Origin of the sequence: Pseudomonas sp. TMW22090 (assembly GCF_022496665.1) — a bacterium.
In the GTDB taxonomy this organism is placed as follows: domain Bacteria; phylum Pseudomonadota; class Gammaproteobacteria; order Pseudomonadales; family Pseudomonadaceae; genus Aquipseudomonas; species Aquipseudomonas gregormendelii.
This window is the reverse complement of record NZ_SCFH01000004.1, coordinates 442689-455959: the sequence shown is the minus strand read 5'-3', so window position 1 is coordinate 455959 and position 13271 is coordinate 442689. Positions and strand designations below refer to the sequence as shown.

The window sequence follows — 13271 nt, the reverse complement described above, 5'->3', positions numbered from 1 at the left end:
GCGCGCGAAATCATCGCTCACCGGCTTGTTGCCGACCCGAGCAGCGTTTTCGCGAGCAGGCTCGCGCCCACATGGGTTTGTGTTAACTGACCACAGGTTATCTTTATGCAATCTTCAATCGAACAGGTCGCTGCGACGCCTGCCACCAAACCGGGGCTACGGCTGCTGCTGTTGCCGCTGGTGATCCTGGCCGGCATGGGGCTTTCCGTGGAGGCCGGGTTGCTGGGGCCGCTGGGGGGTCAGGTCGGGCATCTGTGGGCGACCTTGAGCATCTTTGGCGTTGGCTCGGCCATCTTGTTTCTGCTGCTGTTGATGAGCGGCCCGCAACAGGGGCCGGCGTTGAACACCTTGCCGCGCTGGCAACTGATCGGCGGATTCCTGGGCCCCGTTTACGTGATCGTACTCACGCTGGCCACGCCGCATATCGGCATCGCCATGACGATGATCGCGATTCTTTCAGGGCAGGTAGGCAAAAGCGTACTGATCGACCATTTCGGCTGGTTCGGCGCAACGCGCAAAAAGGTCAACGGTGAACGCTGGCTGGCGTTGGTGTTGATTGTTGCCGCACTTGTTCTGATTGCCAGGGGTTGATCATGAGTCTGTTTATTTTGTTGGCGGTGGTCGTAGCGGCCGGTGCGGTGTTGAGTGTGCAGGCGGCGATCAATGGACGCCTGGGTGAAACGGTAGGCGTGTTGCGCAGCAGTCTGTTGACCTTCGTGGTCGGCGCTGTGGTCACCGGCTTGCTGATCCTGTTCTTCGAACCAACCCATGCGGTGAGTCTGCTCGACGTGCCGAAATGGCAGCTCAGCGGCGCCCTCTTCGGCGTGGTCTACATGATGGTGATGGTCGGCGCAGTGCCACGGGTAGGGGCGGCTGTCGCCACTGTGGCGGTTATCGTCGGGCAGTTGGGCATGGGCATGCTGATCGACAATTTCGGCTGGCTGGGCAACCCGGCAATCGAGTTGTCGGGCAGCCGGATCCTGGCCATGGTGTGCCTGGCGCTGGCACTGGTGTTCATGTACCGCAGTAATGCGCGGCAGGCGTAACGTTGATGGTTGATGGTCCTACACTGTAATCACGGGTGGGCATCCGCTGCATCCGGACGACCATAACGATGGAGTCAAGACCATGACCGTGACCAGGACCGATACCTGCGACTGCCCCAAATGCAAGTGTGAGCTGGGTGAGCACCCGATCGCTCGACACGGCAAGCATTACTGCTGCGAAGCTTGCGCCAGGCACCACGAGCATGGCGAAGAGTGTTCATCCAAAGGCTGCAAGTGCGCCCACAGGTAACCGGTCACCCAATAACCGGTCACCCAAACAAAGTGGAGCCTTTTCAGGCTCCACTGTTGTTGTGGGCAAACCATGCTTCGTGGGTCAGCCAGCCGGCCGCCAGGTCACGTTCTCGACGCCGAATTTCTCGGCCATCGGTTTGCTGGTCTTCTGCACCTTCTCCCGGCCAAAGCGCGGGATCCGACCCACACCGGCGTCACAGCTTGCCCAATGCCAAGCCTCTGCGTTGTCCATCTTGTCCAGACGGATAATGAAAGACTTGGGGGCGCCATGAAGGGTGTACTCAATGACGAATAATTTTGCGTTGTTCATAAAGCCCGTGATTCTCCCTGTGGTATTAGAAGGATCATCGGCGGGCCGGAAAATTCAGTCGGATTGTCAGACGGCAGCGAGCCGGGATGGGCTCCCAACCTGAAACTGACTATATAGCTGAGGGAACCTGCACGTGGTTTTTTGGCCTGAAGGCCCAAAGATCACAGGCCGGCTCTGATCGCCCAGGTGATTGCTGTACGATTGTCGACCTGACTACACAAGGTGCCCCCATGAGCGAGCCGATTCGTCTGACCCAATACAGCCACGGTGCAGGATGCGGCTGCAAGATTTCCCCCCAGGTGCTGGAAGTGATCCTGGCAGGCAGCGGGGCGCAGAACCTGGACCCGAATCTGTGGGTCGGCAATGCCTCGCGTGATGATGCGGCGGTCTATGCCATCGACGAAGAACGTGGGGTGGTCTCGACCACCGACTTCTTCATGCCGATCGTCGATGACCCGTTCGACTTCGGTCGCATCGCCGCCACCAATGCCATCAGCGACATCTACGCCATGGGCGGCGATCCGCTGATGGCAATCGCCATTCTCGGCTGGCCGGTCAACGTGCTGGCCCCGGAAATCGCCCGGGAAGTGATTCGTGGCGGTCGCTCGATCTGTGATGAAGCAGGCATTCCCTTGGCCGGCGGGCACTCCATCGACGCGCCCGAACCGATTTTCGGCCTGGCCGTGACCGGTCTGGTGGAAAAACGCCACATGAAACGCAACGACACCGCGACCGCCGGATGCCTGTTGTACCTCACCAAACCCCTGGGGATCGGCATCCTCACCACCGCCGAGAAAAAGGGCAAGTTGCGCCACGCCGATATCGGCCTGGCCCGGGACTGGATGTGCACCCTGAACAAGCCCGGCAGCCGTTTCGGCAAGCTTGAGGGCGTGACCGCGATGACCGACGTCACCGGGTTCGGCCTGCTCGGGCACCTGGTGGAAATGGCCGACGGCAGCCACTTGACCGCGCGTATCGAGTACGACCGCGTGCCGCGCCTGGCCGGTGTTGAGTATTACCTTGAGCAGGGTTGTGTCCCAGGCGGCACCCTGCGCAATTTCGACAGCTATGCCAGCAAACTGGGACGTCTGCAGGAACTGCACAAGCGTGTGCTGTGCGACCCGCAAACCAGCGGCGGCCTGCTGATCGCGGTCACTCCGGCAGGCAACCCGCAGTTTCTGAGCGTGGCCGCCGAACTGGGACTGACCCTTGAGCCCATCGGTGAGTTGGTTGAGCGACAGACCCACGCGGTCGAGGTGTTCTGATGCCAATCGACTGCACCGACTACCGCGCCATTTTCCTCAACGACCGACCCATGCTCGATGCTCGTGCACCGGTGGAATTCGCCAAGGGCTCGTTTCCCGGCGTGGTCAACCTGCCGCTGATGAATGACCACGAGCGCCAGCGCATCGGCACCTGCTACAAGCAGCACGGGCAGGAGGCAGCGATCACCCTCGGGCACCAACTGGTGTCCGGTGCGATCAAGGCCGAACGTATCCAGGCCTGGGCCGATTTTGCCCGGGCCCATCCTGAAGGTTATCTGTACTGTTTTCGCGGTGGCTTGCGCTCGCAGCTTGTGCAGCAGTGGCTCAAGGACGAGGCAGGCATCGAGTACCCACGAGTCGGTGGCGGCTACAAGGCCATGCGCTCGTTCCTGCTGGACACGGTCGACCAGGCAGTGACCCAGTGTGATTTCGTGTTGCTGGGCGGCATGACCGGTACCGGCAAGACCGAGGTGCTCACGCAGTTGAGCAACGGTCTGGACCTGGAAGGCCATGCCAATCACCGCGGCTCCAGTTTTGGCAAACGCGCCACTGACCAGCCCTCCAACATCGATTTTGAAAACCGCCTGGCCGTGGACATCCTGAAAAAACGTGCGGTTGGCATCGAGCGCTTCGTATTGGAAGACGAGAGCCGCACGGTCGGCAGTTGCGCCTTGCCGCTGCCGTTGTTCCAGGGCATGCAGCAGTATCCGATGGTCTGGCTGGAAGACAGCCTGCAAGGGCGGGTCGAGCGGATCCTGCGCGATTACGTGGTAGACCTGTGCGCCGAATTCATCACTGTGCATGGTGATGGCGGGTTTGCGCTGTTCTCCGAGCGGTTGCTGGAAAGCCTCAATAATGTGCAAAAACGCCTGGGTGGCGAACGGCACCGGCGCATGCTGCTGTTGATGGAGGATGCCCTGGAACAGCAGGCGCGCACCGGCTCGGTGGACCTGCATCGGGCATGGATCGAGGGCTTGTTGAGCGAGTATTACGACCCGATGTATGCGTTCCAGCGCGAGAAAAAGGGCGCGCGAATCGAGTTTGCCGGGGAGCGGGACGCGGTGCTCGAGTATCTGCTCGAGCGTGCTGTTCAGCGGGGGTGATGTTGCCTGTGCTGGCGCCCTAACGGGCGCCACAGAATCTACAGCAAAGCCGCCCCGATCAACCCGCTAACCACACCAATCCCCATGGTCATCAGCGCCACACTCACCAGCACCCTCGCATCGAAATCCTTGCGCAGCATCAGCAGCGACGGCAGGCTGATGCTCGGCAGGGTCATCAGCAGCGCGACGGCGGGGGCAGTGCCCATGCCGAGGGTCATCATGGTTTGCACGATGGGGATTTCCGCTGCTGTTGGAATCACGAACAAAGTGCCGATGATCGCCAGCGGCACCAGCCACATCAGGCTGTTGGCCATGGCGCCATCGATGTGCGGAAACACCCAGACCCGCACTGCGCCGAGCACCAGCACTGCCAGGATGTAAATCGGGATGGTGCTCCAGAACAGTTGCCAGAGCGTGCGGCCCCAGCGCACCAGGAACGGTTGCACATCCACCGTGCTCGCTTCACTCACTGCTTCCACAGCCGCTTCAGGCAGCACCTGAGGGCCGGACATGCGCTGTGCCACCCAGGACACGCCAAACACCAGCACGATACCCGCCACCAGGCGCAGCGCCGTAAAGCCCCAGCCCAGCACGAAGCCCATGAACACCAGCGTGGCCGGGTTGAGCACCGGATTGCCGATCCAGAACGCCAGCGCGGCGCCGACCGACACATTGGAGCGACGCATGCTGGCCGCCACCGGTGCCGCGCAGCATGAACACATCATGCCCGGCAGGGCGAACAGGCCGCCGCGCAAGGTCGAGGCAAAACCGGCGCGGCCGAACAGGCGCAGCAGCCAGTCGCGGGGGATCAATACCTGCAGCAACGAGCCGAGAATCACTGCCAGCACTGCAGCTTTCCAGATCGCCAGGAAATACACCTTGGCATAGGTCAGTGCAGCGGCCAGGGGAGCGGTCTGGGCGTCGTTGAGGATGGAGGCGCCGATGCTGTGGTTGTCAGCGGCCAGGAAAGCCTTGGCGTAGTAGGGCGACCATTTGACGTAATACAGACCGATACAGGCGACCAGGACGAAGAGCGCAGGTTTCCACCAGAACGACCAGCCCCTGGAGGGGGCAGCTGTGGATGAGAGTGACATGGGGAGGTTCCGGGGCAAGAAGGAAAGGGTTCATGATAGCCCAGCTCCTCCTCCCGGCGCAGACACTTACGTTGGGCAGGTCTCGCGACCGTTATCCAGGCCTTGCTTGTAGGTGTGGCTTTCCAGGCTGGCCTTGCCGTTGTGCCAGGTCAGGGTCAGCACATACAACGAGTCGAAATCGTTCGATTCCCAGTCTTCGGTAATCTTCTGCTTCTTGCCCAGGGCGTCGCCCGCCACCTTGTTGATCAGCTCAGGCAGGTAGCCATGGGACCAGGCGGTGTAGATCACCGAGTTGTGGTATTTGTCGTCGAGCAGTTCGTCGGCCAGGTCGCTGGTATCGTTGGCCGAGAACTTGATGTTCACCGGCAGGCCGAGCTTGATCGCGCTCGGGCTGATGGTCATCAGGGGACGGATGTAGCTGTAGGAGTTGTCCAGCTCGCCTTCTTCGACATTGCGGGTCGGGTTGGCCGCAAACACGTAGTCGGCCTTGCCGAATTTTTCCGGGAGCAGGGTCGCCAGGTCAATGGCGCGATTGAGGCCCTGGCAGTTGAGCTGGCCCAGGCCACCCTCGGGTTTTTCCGCATGGCGCAGGAAGACCAGGGTCTGAGTACCGTCAGCGGGCTGGGCGCGGCTTTCGCTGGACTCCAGCGACAGGAATACCGCACTGGTGGCAAGCAGCGCCGGCAGGAACAGATAGGCACGATGCTTGAAGCGATTGGCAAATTTCAAGAGTTTCATCATCGAATAAGGGGTTCTTCAGCGCATTCGGTTAAGGCTGACAAACCTTTACACCGCGAGCATCCAGCGTCGGGTGATTTCCATGTCGTTGAGCCGGTCCGTTTCCGAAGGGGCAAGGATCAGAGTGCCTGAAGCCCATTTGGTTCGATCCCGAGAGGTGCGCCGCACTCTACCGGGATGCTTTCTCGGATGTAGGAAAAGTTACCGACAGGATGTTACAACTTGTCGTCGCAGCTGCCGGAGGCTGCGATCTTTTGCGCTTGATGTTCAGCAACCTTGAAAAATCAGGATCACGATCAAAAGATCGCAGCCTTCGGCAGCCCCTACGGATTATCATCGGCTGACATCTTCCTTTGGATGCTCCCATGACTGATTTGTCCGCGTTCCCCATCACGCAAAAATGGCCGGCCCAGTACCCTGAATGGATCCAGCTGTACTCCCTGCCGACACCCAATGGGGTCAAGGTCTCGATCATGCTCGAAGAGATCGGACTGCCCTACGAGCCCCATCGCGTCAGCTTCGAAACCCATGACCAACTGTCCCCGGAGTTCATTTCGCTGAGCGCTAACAACAAGATTCCGGCGATCCTCGATCCCCATGGTCCGGCCGATCAACCCTTGGCGCTGTTCGAGTCCGGGGCGATTCTGATCTACCTCGCCGACAAGAGCGGGCAGTTACTGGCTCAGGAATCGACGGCGCGTTACGAGACGATCCAGTGGCTGATGTTCCAGATGGGTGGCATCGGGCCGATGTTTGGCCAGCTCGGCTTCTTCAATAAATTCGCCGGCAAGGACTACGAGGATAAACGCCCACTCGGTCGCTATGTGGACGAAAGCAAGCGCCTGCTCAAGGTGCTCGATACCCGGCTGCAAGGGCGGGACTGGATCATGGGCGAGCGCTACACCATTGCCGACATCGCCACGTTCCCCTGGGTGCGTAACCTGATCGGCTTCTATGAAGCGGGCGACCTGGTGGGCATCAACGACTTCAAGAACGTGACGCGGGTGCTTGAGCGCTTCCTGGCGCGGCCGGCAGTCATGCGCGGGCTGGAAATTCCGAAGTAGTCCATTCAACAAGACCAGGGAAAGGCCATGCATTCATTCGATTTCAAGCAGGTAGATGTGTTCAGCCGCAGCCCGCTCAAAGGCAATCCGCTGGCGGTGGTGTTCGGCGCTGATGAACTGAGTGACGAGCGGATGGCGGCGTTTGCCGCCTGGACCAACCTCAGCGAGACCACCTTCATCCTCCAGCCCCGTGACCCGCGGGCCGACTACCGGGTGCGGATCTTCACCACGCTCAAGGAGCTGCCATTCGCCGGTCATCCGACCCTGGGGACTTGTCATGCCTGGCTGGAAGCCGGCGGCGTGCCCATGGCCGAGGAGGTGATTCAGGAGTGCGGAGTCGGGCTGGTGCGCATTCGTCGCCAGGGCGCGGAGCTGGCCTTCCTGGCGCCGCCGCTGATCAGGACCGGGCCGGTGGATGCCGGGATTGTAGAACGGGTGCGCCTGGGATTGGGCCTGGAGCGCGGCGCGATCCTGCGCAGTCAGTGGGTCGATAATGGCGCCGGCTGGCTGGCGGTGATGCTGGCTGATCGCCAGCAAGTGCTGGACCTGCAGCCCGACCATGCGCAAATGCTCGGCCTCGCGGTCGGGGTCGTTGCGCCCTGGCAGCCGGCACGCGATGGCGATGCCGCGCAGTTCGAAGTGCGTGCATTTATCAGCGGCGACGGCATGCCTGAAGATCCGGCCACCGGCAGCCTGAATGCCGGGCTGGCGCAGTGGCTACTCATGGAAGGGCTGGCACCGCCGAGCTATGTGGTCAGCCAGGGTGTGACCATGGGTCGCGCCGGGCGAATCCAGGTCGAGCAGGTGGGCGACGAAATCTGGGTCGGTGGCCCCGTGGTAACCTGCATCAGCGGCACTTTGACCCTCTAGACCGACCTTACCGTCTGGTGATTATTGCCCGACCGGTAACGCACTCTTGGTCAACAAGCGTTTGTGCGGTACGCCGCACAACGCATAAGCTTTCGCCCCCTACGACTTTTGTCTTGTCCCAGGAACCCCCATGTCCAGTCAGTTCCCCGAAGCACGTCCACGCCGTCTGCGCCGCAATGCGAGCCTGCGCAGCCTGTTCCAGGAAACCGAGTTCAGTCTCGATGACCTGGTGCTGCCGATCTTCGTCGAGGAAGAAATCGACGACTTCGTGCCGATCAAGAGCATGCCGGGCGTGATGCGCATTCCCGAATCGAAACTTGCCGGCGAGATCGAGCGCTACGCCCGTGCCGGTATCCGTTCGGTGATGACGTTCGGCGTGTCCCACCACCTGGACAGCAACGGCAGCGATACCTGGAACGAAAACGGGCTGGTGTCACGCATGTCGCGCATCGCCAAGGATGCAGTGCCGGACATGATCGTGATGTCCGACACCTGCTTCTGCGAATACACCGACCATGGCCACTGCGGGGTCATGCACAACCATGAAGTCGACAACGATCAGACCCTGGTCAACCTCGGCCGGCAGGCCGTTGCTGCAGCCCAGGCCGGTGCCGATGTGATCGCTCCTTCGGCGGCGATGGACGGGCAGGTCCAGGCAATTCGCCGGGCACTGGATGCCGCCGGTTTCACCCACACGCCGATCATGGCCTATTCGACCAAGTTCGCTTCGGCGCTTTACGGCCCGTTTCGTGAAGCCGGTGGCAGTGCCCTCAAGGGCGATCGCAAGAGCTACCAGATGAACCCGATGAACCGCCGCGAAGCGGTGCGCGAGTCTTTGCTGGACGAGCAGGAAGGCGCGGATGCGCTGATGGTCAAGCCGGCCGGCGCGTACCTGGACATCATCCGCGACATCCGCGAGGCCTCGCGCCTGCCGCTGGCGGCGTACCAGGTCAGCGGCGAATACGCGATGATCAAGTTCGGCGCCCAGGCCGGGGCCATTGACGAAGACCGGGTGGTCCGCGAAAGCCTGGGGGCGATCAAACGCGCCGGTGCCGATCTGATTTTCACCTACTTCGCGATGGACCTGGCGCTGGCCGGGATCTAACCAATAGCAACCTGCCTGTGGCAGCGGGCAAGCCCGCTGCCACATGTTTGTTGTGTAGGGTGTCAGGGGTTGGTGAAAAACGTACGAATCCCGTGATCACGGAAATAGCGTTCGATCACCTTCGGATCCGAGCTGTTCTCGGCGATCGCCACATAGGTATCCGGTCGTAACAGGTAGAACCCGTTACGTCCCAGGCCGGCCGCTTCGAACGCAGGCCGCCAGGCAAATACCTGCAACGGCAGGTGATGCTCCACGCACCAGGCGATCATTTCGTCGCTGGTGTCGCCATACACATGCACCTGCCAGACCGGTTGCTTGAGCGATTCATAATTGTCGCCTTCGCCATCGTGCGCCCAAGGCAGTCGGTCCCCGCCATGGACATGCCCGGCCACGCCTGCACTTAATGCCATCGCCCGGTAATTCAGAGTGATCTGCGAAACCGTGCGAAACAGAAATTCGCGGGATGTTTCGAACGCGGCCATTCTCGGAATGAGCAACGGCGCCAGGCGGGTGCGCAGCAGGTCGGCCATGGGGCCCTGGGCGGTGACCAAACTGAATACCCGGTCGGTAGTGGCGACCAGTTTGCGGGCAAAAGCGATGCGTTCCGGTTCATAACTGTCGAGCAACCGCGCTTCGGCACCGCCACTCAACACGGCGGCGAGTTTCCACGCCAGGTTGATGGCGTCGCCGATCCCGGTGTTCATGCCCTGGCCGCCGACCGGACTGTGGACGTGGGCGGCGTCCCCCAGCAGAAACGCGCGACCGGTGCGAAAGTGATCCGCCACCCGGTGATGCACGCGGTAGGTCGAGAACCAGTTCACCTGCTCGATCTGCACGTTCATGTTCTGGATCGCGTGATTGCTGACATCCTCGAACCTCAGGTTTTCCGACTGTTCCGCGCGCTCATCGCGCACTGTGCCGATCAGCCGTGCGCGACCTTGCTCGGCCATGGGAAACACCGCAAGGAAGTCGGCCTCATCCAGGTCCACGTGCAATTCGCCATTGAGGGCCTCGCCGCTGGCATGCACATCAGCCACGTAGAAAATCTGCTGGTAGGTGCCGCCGGGAAAGTCGGTATCGAGGGCCTTGCGCACGATCGATCGGGCGCCATCACACCCGGCCAGGTAACACGCCTGGCAAATTTCCTGCTGGCCGTCCGGCAAGCGCAATTGCGCGCTGACGCCGTCGCCGGTTTCCTCGAAACTTTCAAGTTCGGTACTGCGTTCAACCTTGATTCCAAAGGCTTGGAGGCGGGTGATCAATAGTCGCTCGTGCTGGTCCTGGGGATATACTTCCAGGAAAGAGTAGGGCGTGAGGCCTTCGCCGACGGCCGTCAGGGGCAAGCGCGCGACAGGCCCGCCCTTGACCCAGAAATTCGCCGCGGCAACGCGATGACCGTTCTGCACCACGGCGTCGGCGAGGTCGAGCTGGCGATACAGTTCAAGGGTGCGCGCCTGCACCGCCAACGCCCGGGAGGTCGTGCCGGGCGCCGAGCTCTTGTCGATGATCCGCACCCGAATCCCCAGTTTGCTCAACCACAGCGCCAGTACCAGTCCAGTGGGGCCGGCGCCGACAATCAGCACATCGCTTCGATTCATGGGGCTGGTCTCCTCGCCGTGTTGCTCAAGTATGGTCCAGCCCGAAACCGCGTCCAGACGGCCTGCCCAACGGAAAAAGCCCTCTGGTGAAAGCATGCCTGCTGGGGACGGCGTTCCGATCAAAAGATCGCAGCCTCGTTTCTCTCGCCAGCTCCTACCCGGATTGCATGCAGATCCCGCGCAAATCGCACCCGGTTTAGTCGGGGGAACAGCTAGCGGCGGCAAGAGTCATAGCCTGCGCCATGCCATTGATCGTATGGTTAACCGTCCCGAAGAATCTGATGGAACACCATGCAAGCCAATCGATTGATCACAAGCGTCACCGCGCTACTGGTACTCGCCGGTTGCGCCACGCAAAGGACACCGGAACCGCCTGCGCGCAAGCCCGCAGAGGTCAAGGCGGAACTGGTGCGTCTGTTGCCGGCCAAAACAGCCGATCGCCAGGGCTGGGCCACGGACATCTATGCCGCATTCGCCGCGCAGGGCATTTATCCTAGTACGCAAAACCTCTGCTCGGTGCTCGCCGTCACCGAGCAGGAGTCGACGTTCCAAGTGGACCCGCCAGTGCCCGGGCTGGGCAAGATCGCCCGTGAAGAGATCGACCGCCGGGCCGCCAAGGTGCATATCCCCCGCCTGCTGGTCAGTGGCGCGCTGCAGGTCAAATCGCCTAACGGCAAGAGCTACAGCACCCGGCTCAATGCCGCACGCAGTGAAAAGGAACTGAGCGCGATCTTCGATGATTTCATCGGCATGGTGCCAATGGGGCAGACGCTGTTCGGCGGATTTAACCCGGTGCATACCGGTGGGCCGATGCAGGTCAGCATCGATTTCGCCGAAGAGCATGCGCGACAGTACCCGTATCCGGTCGAGGGCACGATTCGCCGTGAAGTGTTCAGTCGTCGCGGCGGCATGTATTTCGGTATCGCCCACCTGTTGGGTTACCCGGTGAGCTACGAACAACCCCTGTACCGCTTTGCCGATTTCAACGCCGGCTGGTACGCCAGTCGCAATGCCGCCTTTCAGAATGCCGTGAGTCGCGCATCTGGCATCCCGCTGGCGCTGGACGGTGATCTGGTGCGCTACGACGCAATCATGCCCGGGACCACCGAACTGGCGGTGCGCAGCCTTGGCAAGCAACTGGACATGCGCAATCCGACCATCCGCGCTCAACTGGAGAAGGGCAAGAGCCTGGAGTTCGAGGAGACGGAACTGTATCAGCGGGTGTTCGAATTGGCAGAGCAAAATGAAGGCCGGTCATTGCCCCGGGCGGTGTTGCCGGGAATCGTCCTGCAAAGCCCGAAAATTACTCGAAAACTCACCACCGCCTGGTTCGCCAAGCGGGTGGATGAGCGCTATCAGCGTTGCATGGCCCGAGCCCGCTGAGCGGGCCCAGGCCTCAGTGGGATCGCGCGGTTGTTTGCATCAGACGGCCCAGGGTAAATTCAATCAAATGACCTTCACTGCCCGGCCGATGAATTGAATCGGCCCGGTCGGCTTGCCGATCGGCGAGCCATTGGGGTTCTCCAGAGTCAGCTCGAACAGTTGATCCGGGACCAGTGGTGGCAGCTTATCCAGCGGCACCGACAGGGTTTGCCCCGGTTTGACCAGACCCAGGGATACCGGTCCTTGCCAACCGTCAGCCTTGGTCCAGAATTCCAGCGCCTTGTCGGCTGGAACTTCAACCACCCCCAGCGGAATCAGCTGCAACTCCCTTGGGTTGCTCGCCTGGACGACCCAGCCCGGCGCCTTGTCCTGAGGGCCGACCAATACCACCAGGTAGGTCGGCTTGGCCGTGGTCTGCGTCAACAGCAATGCACCGAGCAGCAGACTGGCTGCTAGCCCGGCACCGGCCAGCCCGCGCCATAAGGGCAGCAGGTTCCACCAGGAGGGCGCGCGCGGGGCAGGTGACCGGGGTTTGGGCTCCAGGACCTGCACACTGCGCTCAATCCTCGGCCACAATTGGGTAGAGGGAAGCACAGGCTCGACGAGGTCGGTCAGGCCGAGCAGGCGACGTTCCCAGCTGTCGACCGCCGTGCGCAACTCGGCGTCGTCCTCGAGGCGAAGGCGCACCTGAACTCGCAACTCGGCCGGGAGCGTGCCCAGTACATACTCGCTGGCCAGTTCGTCGCGCTCTTCAGGGGTTTCGTTCAAGGGTCTGCTGATCATCCCATGCACTCCCGCAACGCCGTCAGGCTGCGCTTGATCCAGGCTTTGACCGTGCCCAGCGGGGTGCCGAGCTTGTGTGATATCTCGGCGTGGGAATAACCGTCGACGTACGCATGCACGATGCAAGTGCGCCGTGCCGGATCCAATTGCTCCAGGCAGTGATGGATGCGCCCGGAATCGGCCTGGTCATCGAAAGCTTCGGCAACGTCCGGCACTTCGGTCTCGTCGTGGTTTTCGCGCCGATGGTCGCGCAGGAAATTCAGCGCCAGGTGCCGCGTTACGCTGTACATCCAGCCCCGCGCCGAGCCTCGCGCGGGATCGAATCGCGCGGCACCGTTCCAGATTTTCAGAAATGCATCGTGGACAATGTCTTCGGCCAGTGCCGTGTCGCGGACCAGGCGCTTGGCCACGCCCAGCAGGCGCGGACTCTCCTGCACGTATAAATCGCGCAAGGCCTGCCGCTCGCCTCGCCCGCAGGCGGCCAGGTGTGCTTCGTAATCGAATAAGGGTTCGGGCAAGGACACTGTGCTCAGCCATTGTTGGGACCTGGCATGCAATCTAGCAAACAAACACGACTCCTGTAGGCGCAAGGCTTGCCCGCGATGGCTTTTTGTCAGCAAATGTTGAATCTGCTGACCGACCACCCTCGCGGATAAGCCC

At 61.5% G+C, this 13271-nt stretch carries 15 protein-coding genes; 9 read left to right on the top strand and 6 right to left on the bottom strand.

Annotated features, from left to right (window positions below; translation table 11 throughout):
* Positions 1-105 precede the first annotated feature (105 nt).
* The 3 genes from EQV97_RS14710 (at position 106) to EQV97_RS14700 (ending at position 1296) form a co-directional block, all read left to right on the top strand.
* Complete coding sequence (locus tag EQV97_RS14710; protein WP_122839387.1) at positions 106-591, top strand: DMT family transporter; 486 nt, start codon at positions 106-108, stop codon at positions 589-591.
* A 2-nt stretch (positions 592-593) separates the two neighbouring features.
* Positions 594-1046, top strand: coding sequence for a DMT family transporter (locus EQV97_RS14705; RefSeq protein WP_122839386.1), 453 nt, complete (start codon positions 594-596; stop codon positions 1044-1046).
* A gap of 82 nt (positions 1047-1128) precedes the next feature.
* A complete protein-coding gene (locus EQV97_RS14700) occupies positions 1129-1296 on the top strand; it encodes a metallothionein (protein ID WP_240889146.1) in 168 nt (55 codons plus the stop codon).
* An 84-nt stretch (positions 1297-1380) separates the two neighbouring features.
* Here EQV97_RS14700 and EQV97_RS14695 read toward each other — a convergent pair whose 3' ends face one another.
* Positions 1381-1608 (bottom strand): DUF6555 family protein, encoded by a 228-nt coding sequence (locus EQV97_RS14695; protein WP_045060943.1) that lies wholly within the window; start codon positions 1606-1608, stop codon positions 1381-1383.
* A gap of 230 nt (positions 1609-1838) precedes the next feature.
* Between EQV97_RS14695 and selD the strand changes: the two genes are divergently transcribed.
* Together selD and mnmH are read left to right on the top strand one after the other, a co-directional pair.
* Positions 1839-2873, top strand: a complete 1035-nt coding sequence (gene selD, locus EQV97_RS14690; protein ID WP_045060944.1) for a selenide, water dikinase SelD — start codon at positions 1839-1841, stop codon at positions 2871-2873.
* Positions 2873-3976, top strand: coding sequence for a tRNA 2-selenouridine(34) synthase MnmH (gene mnmH / locus EQV97_RS14685; RefSeq protein WP_122839383.1), 1104 nt, complete (start codon positions 2873-2875; stop codon positions 3974-3976). Before selD ends, mnmH begins: the two co-directional genes overlap by 1 nt.
* Before the next feature lie 38 nt (positions 3977-4014).
* On the opposite strand, the gene EQV97_RS14680 is transcribed toward mnmH, so the two are convergent.
* Positions 4015-5070: a permease gene (locus EQV97_RS14680; protein WP_122839382.1), complete on the bottom strand. Its 1056-nt coding sequence runs from the start codon at positions 5068-5070 to the stop codon at positions 4015-4017.
* Between the two features lie 66 nt (positions 5071-5136).
* Positions 5137-5811 (bottom strand): histidine phosphatase family protein, encoded by a 675-nt coding sequence (locus EQV97_RS14675; protein ID WP_225570685.1) that lies wholly within the window; start codon positions 5809-5811, stop codon positions 5137-5139.
* 362 nt (positions 5812-6173) lie between these two features.
* On the opposite strand from EQV97_RS14675, the gene EQV97_RS14670 reads away from it, so the two are divergent.
* The 3 genes from EQV97_RS14670 (at position 6174) to hemB (ending at position 8847) form a co-directional block, all read left to right on the top strand.
* On the top strand, positions 6174-6872 hold the full coding sequence (locus tag EQV97_RS14670) for a glutathione binding-like protein (protein ID WP_225570686.1): 699 nt from the start codon (positions 6174-6176) through the stop codon (positions 6870-6872).
* 27 nt (positions 6873-6899) lie between these two features.
* Positions 6900-7742 carry a PhzF family phenazine biosynthesis protein gene (locus EQV97_RS14665; protein WP_201147123.1) on the top strand — a complete coding sequence of 281 codons (843 nt, stop codon included), beginning with the start codon at positions 6900-6902 and terminating at the stop codon, positions 7740-7742.
* Between the two features lie 130 nt (positions 7743-7872).
* Positions 7873-8847 (top strand): porphobilinogen synthase, encoded by a 975-nt coding sequence (gene hemB / locus EQV97_RS14660; protein WP_045060950.1) that lies wholly within the window; start codon positions 7873-7875, stop codon positions 8845-8847.
* Positions 8848-8909: 62 nt separating this feature from the next.
* Here hemB and EQV97_RS14655 read toward each other — a convergent pair whose 3' ends face one another.
* Positions 8910-10445: an FAD-dependent oxidoreductase gene (locus tag EQV97_RS14655; RefSeq protein WP_240889145.1), complete on the bottom strand. Its 1536-nt coding sequence runs from the start codon at positions 10443-10445 to the stop codon at positions 8910-8912.
* Between the two features lie 291 nt (positions 10446-10736).
* Here EQV97_RS14655 and EQV97_RS14650 point away from each other — a divergent pair, with 291 nt between their 5' ends.
* Complete coding sequence (locus tag EQV97_RS14650; protein ID WP_240889144.1) at positions 10737-11828, top strand: DUF1615 domain-containing protein; 1092 nt, start codon at positions 10737-10739, stop codon at positions 11826-11828.
* A 63-nt stretch (positions 11829-11891) separates the two neighbouring features.
* On the opposite strand, the gene EQV97_RS14645 is transcribed toward EQV97_RS14650, so the two are convergent.
* Both EQV97_RS14645 and EQV97_RS14640 read right to left on the bottom strand, forming a co-directional pair.
* On the bottom strand, positions 11892-12611 hold the full coding sequence (locus tag EQV97_RS14645; RefSeq protein ID WP_240889143.1) for an anti-sigma factor: 720 nt from the start codon (positions 12609-12611) through the stop codon (positions 11892-11894).
* Positions 12608-13129: a sigma-70 family RNA polymerase sigma factor gene (locus EQV97_RS14640; RefSeq protein WP_240889142.1), complete on the bottom strand. Its 522-nt coding sequence runs from the start codon at positions 13127-13129 to the stop codon at positions 12608-12610. The genes EQV97_RS14645 and EQV97_RS14640 overlap by 4 nt, the downstream gene beginning before the upstream one ends.
* Positions 13130-13271 lie beyond the last annotated feature (142 nt).

What these genes read in the sequence shown, in the direction of transcription:
- EQV97_RS14705 (WP_122839386.1), top strand. Translation starts at nt 594, where the DNA reads ATGAGTCTGTTTATTTTGTTGGCGGTGGTCGTAGCGGCCGGTGCGGTG.
- EQV97_RS14675 (WP_225570685.1), bottom strand. Translation starts at nt 5,811, where the DNA reads ATGATGAAACTCTTGAAATTTGCCAATCGCTTCAAGCATCGTGCCTAT.
- EQV97_RS14700 (WP_240889146.1), top strand. Translation starts at nt 1,129, where the DNA reads ATGACCGTGACCAGGACCGATACCTGCGACTGCCCCAAATGCAAGTGT.
- EQV97_RS14680 (WP_122839382.1), bottom strand. Translation starts at nt 5,070, where the DNA reads ATGTCACTCTCATCCACAGCTGCCCCCTCCAGGGGCTGGTCGTTCTGG.
- selD (WP_045060944.1), top strand. Translation starts at nt 1,839, where the DNA reads ATGAGCGAGCCGATTCGTCTGACCCAATACAGCCACGGTGCAGGATGC.
- hemB (WP_045060950.1), top strand. Translation starts at nt 7,873, where the DNA reads ATGTCCAGTCAGTTCCCCGAAGCACGTCCACGCCGTCTGCGCCGCAAT.
- EQV97_RS14670 (WP_225570686.1), top strand. Translation starts at nt 6,174, where the DNA reads ATGACTGATTTGTCCGCGTTCCCCATCACGCAAAAATGGCCGGCCCAG.
- EQV97_RS14695 (WP_045060943.1), bottom strand. Translation starts at nt 1,608, where the DNA reads ATGAACAACGCAAAATTATTCGTCATTGAGTACACCCTTCATGGCGCC.
- EQV97_RS14650 (WP_240889144.1), top strand. Translation starts at nt 10,737, where the DNA reads ATGCAAGCCAATCGATTGATCACAAGCGTCACCGCGCTACTGGTACTC.
- EQV97_RS14645 (WP_240889143.1), bottom strand. Translation starts at nt 12,611, where the DNA reads ATGATCAGCAGACCCTTGAACGAAACCCCTGAAGAGCGCGACGAACTG.
- mnmH (WP_122839383.1), top strand. Translation starts at nt 2,873, where the DNA reads ATGCCAATCGACTGCACCGACTACCGCGCCATTTTCCTCAACGACCGA.
- EQV97_RS14665 (WP_201147123.1), top strand. Translation starts at nt 6,900, where the DNA reads ATGCATTCATTCGATTTCAAGCAGGTAGATGTGTTCAGCCGCAGCCCG.
- EQV97_RS14710 (WP_122839387.1), top strand. Translation starts at nt 106, where the DNA reads ATGCAATCTTCAATCGAACAGGTCGCTGCGACGCCTGCCACCAAACCG.
- EQV97_RS14655 (WP_240889145.1), bottom strand. Translation starts at nt 10,445, where the DNA reads ATGAATCGAAGCGATGTGCTGATTGTCGGCGCCGGCCCCACTGGACTG.